Here is a 15877-nt window from a genome sequence, read left to right as displayed (position 1 = left end):
TCGTCCGACTCGGGATAACGGGAGCAGGGAGAACTAATTCAAAGCTCAGCTAAAGCGTGTAAGTAATGCGTTTCATCGGGAGGGAGATTATTTTTTTGTGAAAGCCATAAGCATTCGGCTAATTGTTCCATCATTAAATGCTCAACTACTAAAGAGTCATTATATTTTTTGACTAAATTCTGATAGATAAGGTGAATGCCGCTAGGGCGATCCGTAGCGATTTGCTCCCTAATTGCCAGATGAAGTCCCATGTGCAGAAATGGATTGGGCTCTCCTGATTCGGGGAAATAAGATTGTTGTTGAAATTTATCTTGATTCTCTAACATCTTGTGATATTCAGGATGGGCTAATATCACTTGGACAATCTCATTTTCTAAAGGGGACAACAATTTTTTATTCTGGTATTTTTCCCAACTGGAAAAGAAGAGTTGCCTTGTCTCTTGGATGCTATCGCCGTAAAACATGTATTGCTCATATTTTATGAAAGCTTGAGTTTAACGGAAGTGAGTTAGAACAACAATAGAGCTCTTTGTAAACCCTACTAAAGAGTTAATTACTTTGCGGATGCGGGCTTGAATGCGCCTAGACCTCCAGACAAGAGTCGCCGCCCATAGAGGATTATGACCAAAGGATGTCGATTGGAGTACCTGTTTTATGACCTGTGCATTGACTGGTGCTTAAAGCACTAGGTTGACATGAATAAATGGTTATGAGATATTCACGCTGCGAGGTTGGACTTGCTATGTGTCATTCCACTGGGTCAATTGGCGACACACTGATTGGCCCTTTCTACGAAATCGATTTTCCAATCATCTCTGAAATTAAGCCTAAACAATCGGTACCGAGCTTAATCCCTATCAACGCCATTAATAAGCCACTAAGTAACTCAATTCCTTTCCAAACATTGGCTTTAGTTAAAACATCGGAAAAATATCGCGCGGTAAATGTTAATGAGCTGAACCAAAGAAAGCTTGAGGTGAGAACACCTAATAAAAAAATATGTTCTTGATTGGGATACCCGCTGCTGCCGCCACCGATTATGACCAGAGAATCAATAATAGCATGAGGATTTAGGATGCTAAATCCTAAAGCCAGGAGAATAATTTGGGTTTTGGTGCGTGGTTGATACGTACTCTCTGTATTTTTTGCTGATTTTGAAAATGCATTCGCTAATGCTTTTGCGGAATAAAAAAGGAGAAATAATGTACCTAACAGCATCATCCAAATTTGTAGAACAGGACGAACGAGTAATAATTCATGCAAGCCTGCGATACTAGAACAAATTAAAATAAGATCACAGATAAAACAGATCACAGCCGAAAGTACCGCATGATTCTTTTGTGCGCCTTGTTTGATCAAAAAGACGTTTTGCGGCCCGAGGGCAATAATTAAAGATAAGCCTAAAAGCAAACCATCAAGATAAACAAACATAATCACAATAGAAAAATAATCAAAGATAGCAATTATAACATTGCAACTTATGCGTTGTGGAGTATAAAATGCGTCGATTACTCTGTCTCCGCAAGAGAAGCGTGCAAAATAAGAACAAATAGGAGGGAGCGTGGGCTCTTTGTTACTAAGAAAGCTAATTGTCACTGCAACTTTGGCCGTACTTGGCATGGCAGGTCAATTATTACATGCAGAAAATGCTGCACCGGCTCAACAGAAATTACAAATTCATGATGGATATTATCCTGTTTATCCACCTACGGCTCCAGCTACAGGCGAGCAACAAAGTTTAATTGAGCGCGGGGAGTATTTATCAAAGATAGGCGATTGTATTTCCTGTCATACCAATGTAAAAGCAGGGACACCTGCCTATGCTGGTGGATTGCCTATAGAAACTCCATTCGGGACTTTTTATAGCCCTAATATCACTCCAGATAAAGAAACTGGGATTGGTAACTGGACAGAGAAAGACTTTATTCGCGCCCTTAAAGAAGGTCGGGATCCTAAAGGGAGAAACTACTTCCCTGTATTCCCATATATTTATTTTTCTAAAATAACGGATGATGATGCGCGTGCTCTTTATGCGTATTTTATGAGCTTGCCGGCAGTTAATTTACCGAACAAATCATTACCTTTCCCATTTAATGTTCCGGGATCTCGGTTTACTCTGTGGGGATGGAACTTATTATTCTTCTTTCCTGAAGGTCACGGATTTCAATATGAAAAAGGCCGCTCTCCTGAATGGAATCGTGGGAAATATATTGTAGATGGTTTAGGCCATTGCAGTATGTGCCATACGCCTTTAAATCCATTTGGCGCACCGAAGAACAGATATTATTTGACCGGTGGATTTATCAATGGCTATTGGGCACCCAATATCACCAAGTATGGATTAGAGACTGCAACTCATGAGCAAGTTACCGATGTGTTCAAATACAATAAGTTGATAAATAATGCTGGTCCAGTAGCTGGACCTATGGCAGAAGTAAATCATAATAGTTTGATGTACTTAACTGATGCAGATAGGATGGCTATTGCTACCTATCTGAAAACAGTCGCCAGTGAAGAGCCTTTAGGTCTACCACCTTCTCATGAACCTCCTTCGCTCGATCGTGGAAAACAGGTTTATTACACGGCCTGTGTTATTTGTCACCAAGATGGTGTAATGGGTGCACCTTTAATTGGTAACGCAGCAGGTTGGTATGAGCGATTAAAAACAAGTGGATTAACAGGGCTGTATCACCATGCCATCAATGGTTTTAACTCAATGCCGTACAAAGGGGCCTGTGTCACTTGTTCTGATAACGACATCATTTCAGCGGTTGACTACCTACTGAATGAGTCATTAACTCGTACGGAGTTAGAAAATCTCAAGTCAGGTGGTGCAGAAAAATATCCTGCAAGTGGAGAAGCCGTTTATAACGAAAATTGTGCGGCTTGCCATAATGAAGGAAAAAATGGTGCGCCTAAAATTGGTGATAAAGAGGCATGGAAACCCCTGATCGCAAAAAATATGGATGTATTGATTGAAAATACTGTCAATGGCAAAGGCCATCCAAAAAACGGCGGCTGTAAGCAATGCACTACCAATGAAGTAATTGAGGCAATTAAGTTTATGGTCAGTAAATCTAAAACCGAAGGAAACTACTCATTGTGGTAGTGTAGTACTGATTGCACTATCCCCCACGCAAGTGGGGGATTAATTGAAATGTATAAAAACTAAATTGAAGCTAGGTAGCCTAGCTTATTGACAAGACGAGGAACGGGGATGTTAAACAGGTTAAAGATCTGTAGATTATTAACAATGCTTGGTGCCTGGGTTGCCAGCCAACCCATATTCGCAGCTGCGGATTTCTGGCAGGTAAATATGCATGAAGGGGTAACGCCTGTCAGTAGGGACGTGTACTACTTACATATGGTCTGTATGGCAGTTTGTGCCGTCATCGGGGTTGTGGTATTCGGCGTGATGATCTATTCCATGATCCACCATAGAAAATCTAAAGGATATAAGGCCGCATCATTTCATGATAACCCTCGATTAGAAATTGTCTGGTCAATTATTCCTTTCTTAATTCTTGTTGGACTTGCGATTCCAGCCACTCGTGTGTTAATCCGTATGGACGATACAAGACAATCAGAAATAACGGTAAAAATAGTGGGTTACCAATGGCGATGGCAGTATGAGTATCTTGATCAAGGAATAAGTTTTTTTAGTACCTTATCGACGCCTTTTGCACAAATTCAAAATAAAGAAAAAAAGAGCGAGTGGTATTTATTAGAAGTAGACAAACCCATGGTTTTGCCAGTGAATAAAAAAATTCGCTTTTTAGTTACCTCAAATGATGTCGTTCATTCATGGTGGGTTCCTGAACTAGGCATTAAACGCGATGCGATACCCGGGTTCATGTACGAAGCATGGGCAACAATACAAAAACCAGGAACATACAGAGGCCAATGTGCTGAACTCTGCGGTGTCAACCATGGATTTATGCCTATCGTTGTTGAAGCGGTAAGCCAGGAGGATTTTGATAAATGGGTTGCTGCTCAAACAAAATCACAAGACCAATACAACAAAGAAGAAGCAACTGCAGCAGCACAAAAAGCAATGACCCGAGATGATTTACTCACTCTTGGAAAGCAAAAATACGAACAGTTTTGTTCTCCATGTCATAGACCTGATGGCAAGGGTATTCCACCGATGTATCCTGCACTTAGAGGCAGCTCTATAGCAATAGGCGGTCCTATTTCACGACATATAGATACAATACTTAACGGTGTTCCTGGTTCAGCGATGCAGCCATATAAAGATCAACTGAACGACGAGGAAATTGCTGCTATTGTGACGTATGAGCGAAATGCCTGGGAGAATAACACCAATGATGTTGTTCAAGCTGCAGAAGTTGCGGCACAACGTCAAAAAGCTAATCAACAACCAACCATGGTTAATAAAGTTCAAGCTGGAGGTCTGCAATGAGTAGTTATACATTAGCACACGATGAAAAACATGACGATCATGGTCCTGAACAAGGCAAGGGCGTCTTAGGATTTATAAAACGCTGGTTGTTTACTACAAACCACAAAGACATTGGTACGCTGTACTTATGGCTTGCAATGATAAGCTTCTTTATAGCTGGCGGCATGGCGTTGCTTATTCGTGCAGAATTATTCCAGCCAGGCCATCGCTTTGTTGACCCTAATTTCTTTAACCAAATGACAACACTTCATGGGTTAATCATGTTATTTGGGGTGGTCATGCCCGCCTTTACTGGAATGGCGAACTGGCAAATCCCAATGATGATCGGTGCTCCAGATATGGCTTTGCCCCGTTTAAATAACTGGAGTTTCTGGATTTTACCTTTTGCGTTTACCTTATTGCTGTCCACAACGTTTCATGCTGGAGGCGGTCCTAACTTTGGGTGGACGATGTATGCACCTCTATCTACCAAATACGCCCCACCAAGTACCGATTTTATGATTTTTTCAATCCATATGATGGGTATTTCATCCATTATGGGTTCCATAAATATTATTGCGACCATACTCAATTTACGGGCACCAGGCATGACTTTGATGAAAATGCCGATGTTCGTATGGACTTGGTTAATCACTGCCTTTTTATTGATTGCAATTATGCCTGTTTTGGCTGGCGCGGTAACGATGATGTTAGCGGACCGTCATTTTGGTACCAGCTTCTTTAATGCAGCAGGTGGTGGTGATCCCATACTGTTCCAACACGTATTTTGGTTTTTTGGACATCCCGAAGTATATGTTCTTGTATTACCCGCTTTTGGGGTTATATCCGAAGTGATTCCTACTTTTAGCCGTAAGCCATTGTTCGGCTATTATTTTATGGTGTATGCGACTGTCAGTATTGCTATCTTGTCATTTATTGTTTGGGCGCACCATATGTTCACATCCGGGATACCCTTGGGTGCGGAATTATTCTTCATGTACACCACGATGCTTATTGCGGTACCCACAGGGATTAAAGTATTTAACTGGGTCAGCACGATGTTCAGAGGCTCTATGACCTTTGAAACCCCAATGTTGTTTGCGTTAGCGTTCGTCTTTTTATTTACTATAGGCGGATTTACTGGTCTGATGTTGGCATTGGTACCTGCAGACTTCCAGTATCAAGATAGTTATTTCGTGGTAGCACATTTCCATTATGTCCTGGTTCCTGGTGTAATTTTTGCCTTATTTTCTGCTACTTACTATTGGTTGCCCAAATGGACTGGCCACATGTACAACGAATGCATAGGTAAATGGCATTTCTGGCTATCTGTTATTTCAGTGAATGTAGCATTTTTCCCCATGCACTTCTTAGGACTGGCTGGTATGCCACGAAGGATCCCCGACTATGCGTTACAGTTCACCAATTTTAATATGATCTCTTCGATTGGAGCATTTATCTTTGGTTTTACCCAACTGCTCTTTTTATATAATGTGATTGCTACTGTGAGAAAGAAAGGTACTAAAAAAGACATTGCAGCTGGCAGAGCGTGGGAGGGTGCATATGGTTTAGAGTGGACCTTGCCTTCTCCACCCCCGTATCACACGTTTACAACTCCACCGAAGTTGGATTTATAGGTTCGCTGTATGAAAAAACAAAAAGGCCATCAAAAGTTAATTATAATTTTATCCGGCCTTGTGCTAGGTATGTTTGCCTTTGGCTTTGCATTGGTACCCATTTACAACAGTTTGTGTAAGTCACTGGGTATTAATGGTAAAACAAATCCCGAGGCAGTCGCTTATGATATAACTAAAGCTAAAATTGATAAAAAAAGAGAAATAACGGTTGAGTTTGTCGCTACCAACAATAGTGGTGTCCCTTGGGCATTTTATCCCAAAACTCGCAAGATTAAGGTACATCCTGGCGAAATAGCCAAACTTGCCTTTTATGCAGAAAATAAAACGGACCATCAGATGACCGTTCAAGCGATACCGAGCGTTACCCCTGGCATTGCTGCGAAATATCTGAAAAAAACAGAATGTTTTTGCTTTACTCGGCAAACGTTAAATGGACATGAGGCTATGGATATGCCTTTACTATTTCATTTGGATGCTGATTTACCCGAAAAAGTGAATACTGTTACATTGTCTTATACTTTATTCGATGTAACCGATAAGGCTTAATGCACTTTGGGATGTGTGAGGTCTGACACAGTTCATGCGATTTAATCACGCCCATCTATTGAGAGCGTATTTAGAACAGATTATTGATACAGGAGATAAAAATATAATGGGAGCACATGGTACTTATTATGTCCCTAAGCCAAGCCATTGGCCTTTGGTTGCATCATGTGGGCTGACTACTCTGCTTGTAGGTGCGGCATCTTGGCTTCATCACGATTGGTATGGCCCTTACATATTCAGTATTGGCATGGGAATTATGATTTTTATGCTATTTGGTTGGTTTGGCCAAGTAATCTATGAGAACTCAAAAGGCGTCTATGATCAACAGGTTGATCGCTCATTTCGTTGGGGCATGTGCTGGTTTATTTTTTCTGAAGTGTGTTTCTTCGGAGCCTTTTTTGGCGCCTTGTTTTATACCCGATTTTGGGTTGTTCCACTTTTAGGGGGCGATGTACATCCGATCACTCATTTTACCTTATGGCCTGATTTTAATTCCACTTGGCCTCTATTAGATAACCCCAATAATAAAGTTTTTGCGGGTGCTGAGGAAGGAATGGGAGCCTGGGGATTAGCCGCTGTAAACACGCTTATTTTATTAACCTCAGGGGTTACTATCACTTGGGCACATTGGGCCTTAAAATTAGAAAAGCACAAGCAAGTACTTATTGGAATGGTTTTAACAATTGCCTTAGGTATTTTGTTTTTGGTATTGCAAGGCTATGAGTATCATGAAGCATATACCAAGATGAATTTAACGCTTTCTGCAGGTATTTACGGAACGACCTTTTTTATGCTCACAGGATTTCACGGTCTGCACGTAACCTTAGGTACTATTATGCTGATAGTGATCGCGGTTCGTTGTAAGTTGGGGCATTTTACACCAGAGCGTCACTTTGGATTCGAAGGTGTTGCTTGGTATTGGCACTTTGTAGACGTGGTCTGGTTGTTCTTGTTTGTTTTTGTTTATTGGTTATAAATAGACCGTAAGTTGGGCCAAGGCCCAGCTTACGTCAAATTTAGAAAATTTCATTCATAAACGAGTATTAATTAACAAACCGGGCTGGAATTGAATTTCTTGTATCGTTAATTGATAGGTAAAAAATGAGTGAGCGAATTTAATTTCTTCAATAATTGCTTGTCCACGAAAGTGCTTTGCAAAAAAAGAAATCTCAATATCTTTTTCAATATACTCATCGCATTTCAGTTCTAATTTGTCTTCAGATAAACTCAGTAGCTGGCCTACAAATTCATCTTCGCCAATTTTCATTAGAACATAAACAGGTTGAACTGGCTGTATTAACATTGCAGACTCCTCGCAATATAACCAGCTTATATCTATAAGTGTAGCTTAATATAAAGCCCTTTTTTATAAATTGAATGTATAAAATCGAAACTAGCGAGAGCTTTTTTTGATTGGATGCTTATGATGGTCTATGAATGAGTACTTTAGGTGGATGTAACCAGTCCTACTTGTCAGGGGAATCCGGCTATTACAGCTATTAAGGTTTGCAATAACCTAGGAGCGCTAGGTTATTCGATTGATTGGAGGAACAAAGTCATTGATGCGTACGACCCAATTGATCAATTATCATTTGTAAAAAATGTTCATTGTCATAGTGAATAACTAATGAGCCTTTGCCTGCTTTTCCAGGTTTTAGTTTAATTGACGTTTGCAAATGTTGTGACAGATTGTTTAACTGCTCTTGGTACAGGGAATGGCCTAGCTCAGGTTGCTGTTCCTTGATTTTTCCCGATTTAATGCGCTCAACCAACTTTTCGGTTTCACGTACCGATAAATTTTTAGCGACAATCAATTGTGCTACTTGATTTTGCTGCTCTTCATCTAACATTAATAAGGCACGCGCATGCCCCATATCGAGATCACCATGCTCTAAAAGTTTTTTAACGCCAGTTGATAGGGCCAATAATCGCAGGTAATTACTGACTGCAGTCCTGGATTTACACAAGAGATCCGCAACCTGTTGATGTGTTAAAGAAAACTCGTTCGTCAATCGATGCATCGCACGTGCTTGATCCATGGCATTGAGATCTTCGCGCTGCAAATTTTCAACTAAGGCCATGGCCATAGCTGTTTCATCATCAACTTGTTTTAAAATCACTGGAACTTCGGTAAGTCCTGCTAATTGACTGGCTCGCCAGCGACGCTCACCGGCGATTATTTCATAACGCCCGCTACTCAATTCACGAACTAATAGCGGTTGCAGCAAACCTTGCTTTTTAATGGATTGGGCAAGTTCCATTAGGGGTGCCTCTTCCATTTCACCACGCGGTTGATATTTTCCTGGTTGCAAACAATCTATAGAAAGCTTTAGGCTTTCAACTGGGGGCTTCTCATTTAAAAGAATACCATTTGATTGGCTTAGTAAAGCGGATAAATTACGTCCTAAACTACTACGTTTTACTGTCATAAATTACCCCATTTATCCTACTACAGTCTGTTTATTAATTAACTCGGAAGCAAGAACCATATAGGCTGCTGCGCCGGGTGATGTTTTATCATATTGCAAGGCAGGCAACCCGTGGCTTGGTGCTTCAGCAAGTCTGACATTACGTGGTACTACGGTTCTGTAGACCTTAGTTGGAAAGTGTTCTATAAGTTGTTTGGATACCTCGGAACACAATCGATTACGCGCATCGTACATGGTCCGTAACACACCCTCAAGGTGCAAACGAGGATTTACTGAAGCTCTAACCTGCTCGATAGTCGATAGCAATGCAGCTAAACCTTCAAGTGCGTAGTATTCGCATTGCATCGGAATAAGCACTGAGTCTGCCGCTACAAATGCATTGATGGTCAAAGTATTCAACGCGGGTGGGCAATCGATCAAGACAAAGTCATAATTATTTTGAATGGGCTGTAATGCCTTATATAAGAACGTTTCACGATGATTACGTTCCATCAGACTGACTTCAGCTACGGTTAAATCATCATTTCCGGGGAGTAAATCATAACCACATGTGGTGGCAAGACATGCCTGCTCGGCAAGACAATCATGTAATAAGACATCATTAGTGGTATGTACCAATTGACTTTTATCCACGCCACTACCCATGGTTGCGTTACCTTGTGGATCCAAATCAATAAGTAAAACGTGCTGTCGATTGGCTGCTAAAGAGGCAGCTAGATTAATCGCTGTAGTGGTTTTGCCTACCCCACCTTTTTGGTTGGCAATGGCTATAACTTTTGCCATGATTTATTCCTTGGTTAAACCAGAAAAGCAGTGAACTAGAGCTTACCTTTCTACTATCTTGGCCCAAATGGCCTAATTTTCTGTGCTCCGATACTCACATACTTCGTGTATGTAGCGTTTCGGTGCTCGAAAATTAGGCCATTTGAGCTCAAGATAGCGAAATCTAAGTCCTAGTTGACCCCACTATTCTTAGGTAAATTTTCAATAATGACGCAACAGCGTTCGCCTTCAACCCCTGCGACAGTATAATGCTTTACAGTGCAGTTTTGCTTTATCTCATTCAATTCTGTATCAGGATGACGCCCTTTCATTGCCAGCCAGATTCCTTCATGAGCAATAAGATGTTGCGTCCACTGAATCATTTGTTCAAGGCTACTAAAAGCTCGACTTACTACTGTATCAAAACCTTGAGTTGGGTGGTAGTTTTCGACTCTAAATTGTACAATTTCAACATTTTTTAAATTGAGCTGTCGTTTTACTTCCTGCAGGAAGCGCGTTTTTTTACCGTTAGAGTCCAGCAAAACAAAATTAAAATCCGGTCTAGCCAAAGCGAGTGGGATGCCCGGCAGGCCTGCACCGGTTCCTACATCAATAATTTGATTTCCTTTAAGCCAAGGTAAAATAGCCAGGCTATCTAATAGATGCTTACCAACCATAGACTCAAGATCACGAATTGCTGTGAGATTATAAGCTAAATTCCACTTATTAAGTAAGAATAAATAATCAGATAAAGAGGGGAGCAGTGCCTGCAAATTAAATTGCTGCAAACCCTCTGCAAGTTGTGGTTGTATTCTTGCTATTGATTCCTTCATGCCTCAATTCGCTGTTTTTTTAAATGGACTAAAAGAAGCGACAAGGCCGCAGGAGTGACGCCAGAAATACGGCCAGCCTGGGCTATAGTAGCAGGTTTAATTTTTGTAAGTTTTTGGATTACTTCATTGGATAATCCACTGACCGCACTATAATCCAGCGACTCAGGTAATCTCGTATTCTCGTGTTTACGCATTTTTTCTATATCTTGCTGTTGTCTTTCGATATAACCTGCATATTTGTTTTGAATTTCTATTTGCTCGCTCACCTCAGTGGTTAACTCAGGCAAGTTTAAATCATCGAGCATTAACAAATGCTGATAATTTATTTCAGGACGTTTAAGAAATTCAGAGGCACGATTATCATGTTGCATGGGATTGAGCAGTATATCTTTTAAGTGCTCATTATGTCCTACACGCACCCAAGTGTTATGCAGTAGTGCCTGGGTCGATTCGATTGCTTCAGTTTTAGTAGAGAAATGTTGCCAGCGTGTTTCGCCGACTAAACCTAATTCCCTGCCCTTAGCCGTTAAGCGTAAATCTGCATTGTCCTCCCGTAAAAGCAGACGGTATTCGGCACGAGAAGTAAACATTCGATAAGGTTCTTGAGTTCCGCAGGTGATGAGATCATCAATCAACACGCCAATATATGCTTCATCACGTCGTGGGCACCAAAGTTCCTTTTCTTGAACCTGTAGGGCAGCATTCATGCCTGCAATGATTCCTTGTGCGGCAGCTTCTTCGTAGCCGGTGGTTCCATTGATTTGGCCCGCGAAAAACAAATTGGGAATGGGTTTCGTCTGCAAGAATGAAGTTAATCCACGAGGGTCAAAGTAATCATACTCAATCGCATATCCTGGACGAGTAATATGGGCGTTCTCAAAACCTTTAATCGTACGCACAAACTGTACTTGAACTTCAAAGGGAAGGCTTGTAGAAATACCGTTGGGGTAAATTTCTTCAGTGGTCAAACCTTCAGGCTCGACAAAGATTTGATGTGATAATTTATCCGCAAAACGAACAATTTTATCCTCAATAGAGGGACAATAGCGTGGTCCTACGCCTTCAATAACTCCTGCGTACATAGGTGACTGATGCAGATTATTACGAATAATTTCATGTGTGGCTTCTGTTGTATGGGTAATATGACAGGGAACTTGTTGTGGATGATCACTGACATGTCCCAGATAGGAAAAAACAGGTGTGGGTGTATCACCAGGTTGCTCCGTCATTTGACTGTAATCTAAGGAGCGACGATCAATTCGTGGCGGTGTTCCAGTTTTTAAACGTCCCACTGGTAAATCCAGATCACGTAAGCTTTTAGCTAGAGCAATCGCTGGGGGATCACCTGCTCGACCACCAGCATATTGGTTCATTCCTACGTGTATTTTCCCCCCCAAAAAGGTACCAACAGTCAAGACCACTGCGCGAGCCCGTAAGGTAAGTCCCATTTGAGTAACCACAGCGGTTACACGACCTCCTTCAATCAATAAATCATCAACGGCTTGCTGAAATAGAGTCAGATTTTCTTGCGTTTGGAGTTGTTCTCTAATGGCTTGTCGATAAAGTACCCGATCGGCTTGTGCACGAGTAGCACGCACGGCAGGTCCCTTAGAGGCATTAAGCGTTCGAAATTGAATTCCGGCTCTATCCGCTGCTTTGGCCATCGCCCCATCCAAGGCATCAATTTCTTTGACTAAATGTCCTTTTCCTATACCACCTATGGCCGGATTACACGACATTTGACCGAGCAAATCCATGTTATGAGTCAGTAATAATGTTTGTGCGCCCATTCGTGCAGCAGCCAGAGCAGCTTCTGTGCCCGCATGTCCACCACCTACTACAATAACATCATATAATTTTTCAAGATTCATGACTGCTCAATATTTGTGAAACAAAAAGAGGAATTATACACTTTTTTATTCATTGTTCCCAATATGGCCTGCTTTTTTAGCTAAAAAATGCAATAAAGTGGCTGAATACTGTTGAGAGGGTTAGATCTAGATCTAATTCTACCCACTCTTTCCCTGTTCATCTCTACATCATAATTAATTGTTATACTGTAAATGGGGATAAATTTTATTGGGATAAGCAATGTTTTTTAAGACTGATATTGAAACATTTGAACAGCTAGAAGCGGATTCGGTAGGGCATTTAAGAAAAAAAGTAAGCTCGATGAAAGGCATTAAAGCGTCCAAAAAATCGATTGCTTTAGCGATATTACGAATGCTTCCCTTCGCGAGTAAATTTATTGATTCTCTAGGGGGAGCCGGGAGTACGATTAATCATTTGGCCGAGGTAAAAGGGATTGTAAATCATGCTACAAGTGCAGCGGCTGAAGCTTTTCAAATTATTAAAATGCTGACGAGTATCACTGATTTTGTGGTGGTTCCAATTATTTATTTTGGTGCTTATATCACCAATCAAAAAGTACCTTTTACATTGTCGCGTAATGCGCGTTTTGTGTATGCGACAGTAATTTTGGGACTTACAATAACTGCGTTGGCTTTTCCTCCAGCAGCTCCTGTTATTGCTTTGGTTACCTCAATCGCTGCATTGGGCTTGAGTCTCATTACGCTAACCAAACTTTATTACAAACGTTATGAACTGGAAGATAAGTTGGTCAATATAAAAGAACAAATCGAGGTCCAAAAAAATCAGCTCAAGATTTTAATCGATTATTTAGAACAATTAGAGGCAGATGCCAAAAAAGCGAAGGAAGATGGAAAAAAAGAGGAATATAAGACCCTCGAATCAAAAATTGAAAGTGAACGAAGTACCATTAAAGAGCAATTTAATTCATTACAAGAATTACTAAACAATCAAGTGAGCTGCGAGCAAAAATTAGAAAAGTTGCGCACAACTGCTGTTTGGGATAAATCAGCCGGCGTCGCGTTTGCTTCACTAGCACTAATTGGCGCAATAGTCAGTTTAATCGCTCCCCCCGCAGGACTTGGAATACTTGCGGTAACCGCTTCTTTGGCGATTGCCTATACGGTTGCACGACTGACCTTTCCCTTGTTCAAGTCTCTTGCAAATAAAACAGTAAATTATTTTACTAGAAAATCTGAACCCACTAAAGAAGAGAACGAGGACCTAGGAGTGAAAGAGGCTCTGACCGAATCAGAATGTGATAGCTCGGCTAAAAGAGTTAAAAAGGATAGGGCTGAAATAGAAAAAATTGCAGAGCGATTAGAGCACACCGTAGCGAGTGAGCCAATCAGTCATCTAGGAACACAACCCGATCACTCTGCACATGCCCTTATTTCCGAAACGCTATTTAAACCGGTGTCTCAAAAGAATGAAGATGATGAAGAAAGAGATGGTATAGAAGAGCAAAATGATGAGGAGCATAATAATTTAATCCAGTGAGAGTACCCAGGAGGGACAAGAATACACACTATCCACTCATTTGAAGGTTCAAAATGACTATGCCTCCAGTGATCTTGATCCGCATGAACGAGAGCCATCCAATAAAGAGCCAGCCTGTTCCAAAAAAACCAACCTTCATACTGCCCATTAGGTGCAGTATGTCGGAGTTTACGGGCAAAAAATCCTTCTAAAAATGAACTTTTCAAGACGGATTAATAGGTGGGAGGTCATTTTTGTTTTCTTGTTTACTTGCATTATTTTTTTTCATTTGTTGGATACTGCGCCACAATTCATCCCCACGCCACAAGATTTTTTCTTTGCTTTTGTACAAAACTTGCGACAGAATTTGCACTTGTTTTTTAAAAGGCGCATCAGCAGTAAGACGTGTTAAGTCAGTCAAATTCAATATGGGGGCATCAGGCCAATGCATTCTGGCCCATGTTAATAAGGCATCACGTGCCTGTTGAGGATTTCCTTGCGCGCAGGCTTTATGAAGTTCGTTTAATGCTGTTTTGTATCGACCCTTTCCCGCATTTTTATTCCGTCTTTGCCAAGCCCATAGCGCTATAGTAAGTAGCCAGGCGAAAGCAAAAAGTGCAGCCACTACCCACGCCCAATTGAATGGTGCTGATGACGTGGACCCCTCCGTGTTTTGGGTAGGTTGGGTCATCGGTTGATTTTTGCTTACTGCAGGTTGATTGGTATTTGCTGCAGGGACGGGGGCGGGATTCGAGGGAGTAACTTCAAGTGTTTTTGCAGGCAAGGTGGCTAGTTCTTCTTTTCCTGTTTCTGTATTGAACCAAGGGAGTTTTAATTCTGGGATTGTTATTTTTCCTGCTTTATTGAATAAATAGGTAATCTTAATCTCAGTACGGCCAATCAGTTCTCCTTGCGTTACCCGATTTTTATCTTTACCTTTCTCCGGGTAAACACTAACCCCATCTGTTTCTGCAAAATTGGGCGTAGGTAAAAGTTGCGCAGGAACACCTACGCCCTCAATAATGACGTTACGAATTAATGTGTTGCCTTGATTGATGGTTGGAGCGGAATTTTCATAGTGTTCGAATAATTTAACTCCTTTCGCGGGTAACCATATTTTACCTGAAAATTCTTTGGGTATCGGTTGTACATCAAGACTAATCGTTTTGTCCGTAGCCTTAACTCGTTCGGGATTAAAATCATAGATCAAAGCGGTAAAAACTGGGGATTTAATTTTTAGAGGGCCACTTTTTTGAGGAAAAATCGCATAATTTTGTTCTTCGACAATAAAGGTCACTCCATTTTTTTGGATTTGAGAGCGTCTGTTTTCACCTAAAGGAACAATCAAGGCATTTTCTACTTGAGGGCCTTGATAGTCTGCATCTAAAAGATGTTTGGAATTGTATAAAGTAACTTTATAAATAATTTGTTGGTTTACATAAGGATTTTTCTTATCAACTTGTGTCGTTAAATAAAGATCTTGATTTCGCTGCGGGCTAACCGAAGTAGGTTTGTTTTGAGCGGTTCCTGCAGTGACATCAATTGTTAATGGTTTTGTATATTCATTGCCTATTTTAATCCCTGGGATTGTTAATTTACCTTGTTTTTGTGGTTTTAAGGTGACGGTCCATTCGCTGGATGATTGAGATTGCCCGTTGATAATGGAATAATTCATGCGGCGTTCGGTGCCAAGGATCATAAATTCTTTTTGTAAGGGAGTTAGATCAGGAATACCCCCATTTTGCAAATTATCTTGAGTCAGAATTAATCTGAATGAATCATCGATACTTATTTGAGAGGGCTCAACCTGCACTTGTACTTCAGCATAAACTAATGTACTGAATAAATAAAAAAAACCAATAATTATTAATTTTCTCATTGATACCATCCGCGTTCCCTTCGTAAATGATCACGTAAGAA

14 protein-coding genes are annotated in these 15877 nt (G+C 40.9%); 6 read left to right on the top strand and 8 right to left on the bottom strand.

The features are described from left to right. Window positions 1-38: 38 nt before the first annotated feature. Together OQJ26_RS09535 and OQJ26_RS09530 are read right to left on the bottom strand one after the other, a co-directional pair. Window positions 39-464 (bottom strand): DUF1841 family protein, encoded by a 426-nt coding sequence (locus tag OQJ26_RS09535; protein WP_265703614.1) that lies wholly within the window; start codon window positions 462-464, stop codon window positions 39-41. A 325-nt stretch (window positions 465-789) separates the two neighbouring features. Beyond that, a complete protein-coding gene (locus tag OQJ26_RS09530) occupies window positions 790-1431 on the bottom strand; it encodes a LysE/ArgO family amino acid transporter (RefSeq protein WP_265703613.1) in 642 nt (213 codons plus the stop codon). 130 nt (window positions 1432-1561) lie between these two features. Here OQJ26_RS09530 and OQJ26_RS09525 point away from each other — a divergent pair, with 130 nt between their 5' ends. The 5 genes from OQJ26_RS09525 (at window position 1562) to OQJ26_RS09505 (ending at window position 7561) form a co-directional block, all read left to right on the top strand. Then, window positions 1562-3109, top strand: coding sequence for a c-type cytochrome (locus OQJ26_RS09525; RefSeq protein WP_265703612.1), 1548 nt, complete (start codon window positions 1562-1564; stop codon window positions 3107-3109). Window positions 3110-3217: 108 nt separating this feature from the next. Beyond that, entirely contained in the window at window positions 3218-4423 is a 1206-nt protein-coding gene (gene coxB / locus OQJ26_RS09520; RefSeq protein WP_265703611.1) for a cytochrome c oxidase subunit II, read from the top strand. Continuing rightward, on the top strand, window positions 4420-6039 hold the full coding sequence (gene ctaD, locus OQJ26_RS09515; protein WP_265703610.1) for a cytochrome c oxidase subunit I: 1620 nt from the start codon (window positions 4420-4422) through the stop codon (window positions 6037-6039). The genes coxB and ctaD overlap by 4 nt, the downstream gene beginning before the upstream one ends. A gap of 9 nt (window positions 6040-6048) precedes the next feature. After that, the gene (locus OQJ26_RS09510) at window positions 6049-6585 is read left to right on the top strand and encodes a cytochrome c oxidase assembly protein (RefSeq protein WP_028382426.1); all 537 of its coding nucleotides are present in this window, start codon (window positions 6049-6051) and stop codon (window positions 6583-6585) included. 106 nt (window positions 6586-6691) lie between these two features. After that, window positions 6692-7561 carry a cytochrome c oxidase subunit 3 gene (locus OQJ26_RS09505; protein ID WP_265703657.1) on the top strand — a complete coding sequence of 290 codons (870 nt, stop codon included), beginning with the start codon at window positions 6692-6694 and terminating at the stop codon, window positions 7559-7561. Window positions 7562-7615: 54 nt separating this feature from the next. Here the strand turns inward: OQJ26_RS09505 and OQJ26_RS09500 are convergent, their stop codons facing one another. From OQJ26_RS09500 to mnmG, 5 genes are all read right to left on the bottom strand, one after another. After that, window positions 7616-7888, bottom strand: coding sequence for a hypothetical protein (locus OQJ26_RS09500; RefSeq protein WP_265703609.1), 273 nt, complete (start codon window positions 7886-7888; stop codon window positions 7616-7618). Window positions 7889-8141: 253 nt separating this feature from the next. After that, window positions 8142-9014, bottom strand: coding sequence for a ParB/RepB/Spo0J family partition protein (locus tag OQJ26_RS09495; protein ID WP_265703608.1), 873 nt, complete (start codon window positions 9012-9014; stop codon window positions 8142-8144). A gap of 12 nt (window positions 9015-9026) precedes the next feature. Next, the gene (locus OQJ26_RS09490) at window positions 9027-9797 is read right to left on the bottom strand and encodes a ParA family protein (protein ID WP_265703607.1); all 771 of its coding nucleotides are present in this window, start codon (window positions 9795-9797) and stop codon (window positions 9027-9029) included. A gap of 170 nt (window positions 9798-9967) precedes the next feature. Next, window positions 9968-10609 (bottom strand): 16S rRNA (guanine(527)-N(7))-methyltransferase RsmG, encoded by a 642-nt coding sequence (gene rsmG / locus OQJ26_RS09485; RefSeq protein WP_265703606.1) that lies wholly within the window; start codon window positions 10607-10609, stop codon window positions 9968-9970. After that, the gene (gene mnmG / locus OQJ26_RS09480; RefSeq protein WP_265703605.1) at window positions 10606-12480 is read right to left on the bottom strand and encodes a tRNA uridine-5-carboxymethylaminomethyl(34) synthesis enzyme MnmG; all 1875 of its coding nucleotides are present in this window, start codon (window positions 12478-12480) and stop codon (window positions 10606-10608) included. The genes rsmG and mnmG overlap by 4 nt, the downstream gene beginning before the upstream one ends. A 220-nt stretch (window positions 12481-12700) precedes the next feature. On the opposite strand from mnmG, the gene OQJ26_RS09475 reads away from it, so the two are divergent. Further along, window positions 12701-13978: an AAA family ATPase gene (locus OQJ26_RS09475; RefSeq protein ID WP_265703604.1), complete on the top strand. Its 1278-nt coding sequence runs from the start codon at window positions 12701-12703 to the stop codon at window positions 13976-13978. A 202-nt stretch (window positions 13979-14180) separates the two neighbouring features. Here the strand turns inward: OQJ26_RS09475 and OQJ26_RS09470 are convergent, their stop codons facing one another. Next, window positions 14181-15836, bottom strand: coding sequence for a protein BatD (locus tag OQJ26_RS09470; protein WP_265703603.1), 1656 nt, complete (start codon window positions 15834-15836; stop codon window positions 14181-14183). Window positions 15837-15877: the final 41 nt, after the last annotated feature.

The organism is Legionella sheltonii (assembly GCF_026191355.1).
Lineage (GTDB): Bacteria > Pseudomonadota > Gammaproteobacteria > Legionellales > Legionellaceae > Legionella > Legionella sheltonii.
Note: the sequence above shows the minus strand (reverse complement) of the source record. Positions and strands in the feature narration are given on the sequence as shown.

Coding starts and splice junctions, on each gene's coding strand:
- OQJ26_RS09530 (WP_265703613.1), bottom strand. CDS start 1,431: ATGTTTGTTTATCTTGATGGTTTGCTTTTAGGCTTATCTTTAATTATT.
- OQJ26_RS09470 (WP_265703603.1), bottom strand. CDS start 15,836: ATGAGAAAATTAATAATTATTGGTTTTTTTTATTTATTCAGTACATTA.
- OQJ26_RS09505 (WP_265703657.1), top strand. CDS start 6,692: ATGGGAGCACATGGTACTTATTATGTCCCTAAGCCAAGCCATTGGCCT.
- OQJ26_RS09510 (WP_028382426.1), top strand. CDS start 6,049: ATGAAAAAACAAAAAGGCCATCAAAAGTTAATTATAATTTTATCCGGC.
- mnmG (WP_265703605.1), bottom strand. CDS start 12,480: ATGAATCTTGAAAAATTATATGATGTTATTGTAGTAGGTGGTGGACAT.
- coxB (WP_265703611.1), top strand. CDS start 3,218: ATGTTAAACAGGTTAAAGATCTGTAGATTATTAACAATGCTTGGTGCC.
- rsmG (WP_265703606.1), bottom strand. CDS start 10,609: ATGAAGGAATCAATAGCAAGAATACAACCACAACTTGCAGAGGGTTTG.
- OQJ26_RS09535 (WP_265703614.1), bottom strand. CDS start 464: ATGTTTTACGGCGATAGCATCCAAGAGACAAGGCAACTCTTCTTTTCC.
- OQJ26_RS09495 (WP_265703608.1), bottom strand. CDS start 9,014: ATGACAGTAAAACGTAGTAGTTTAGGACGTAATTTATCCGCTTTACTA.
- ctaD (WP_265703610.1), top strand. CDS start 4,420: ATGAGTAGTTATACATTAGCACACGATGAAAAACATGACGATCATGGT.
- OQJ26_RS09500 (WP_265703609.1), bottom strand. CDS start 7,888: ATGTTAATACAGCCAGTTCAACCTGTTTATGTTCTAATGAAAATTGGC.
- OQJ26_RS09475 (WP_265703604.1), top strand. CDS start 12,701: ATGTTTTTTAAGACTGATATTGAAACATTTGAACAGCTAGAAGCGGAT.
- OQJ26_RS09490 (WP_265703607.1), bottom strand. CDS start 9,797: ATGGCAAAAGTTATAGCCATTGCCAACCAAAAAGGTGGGGTAGGCAAA.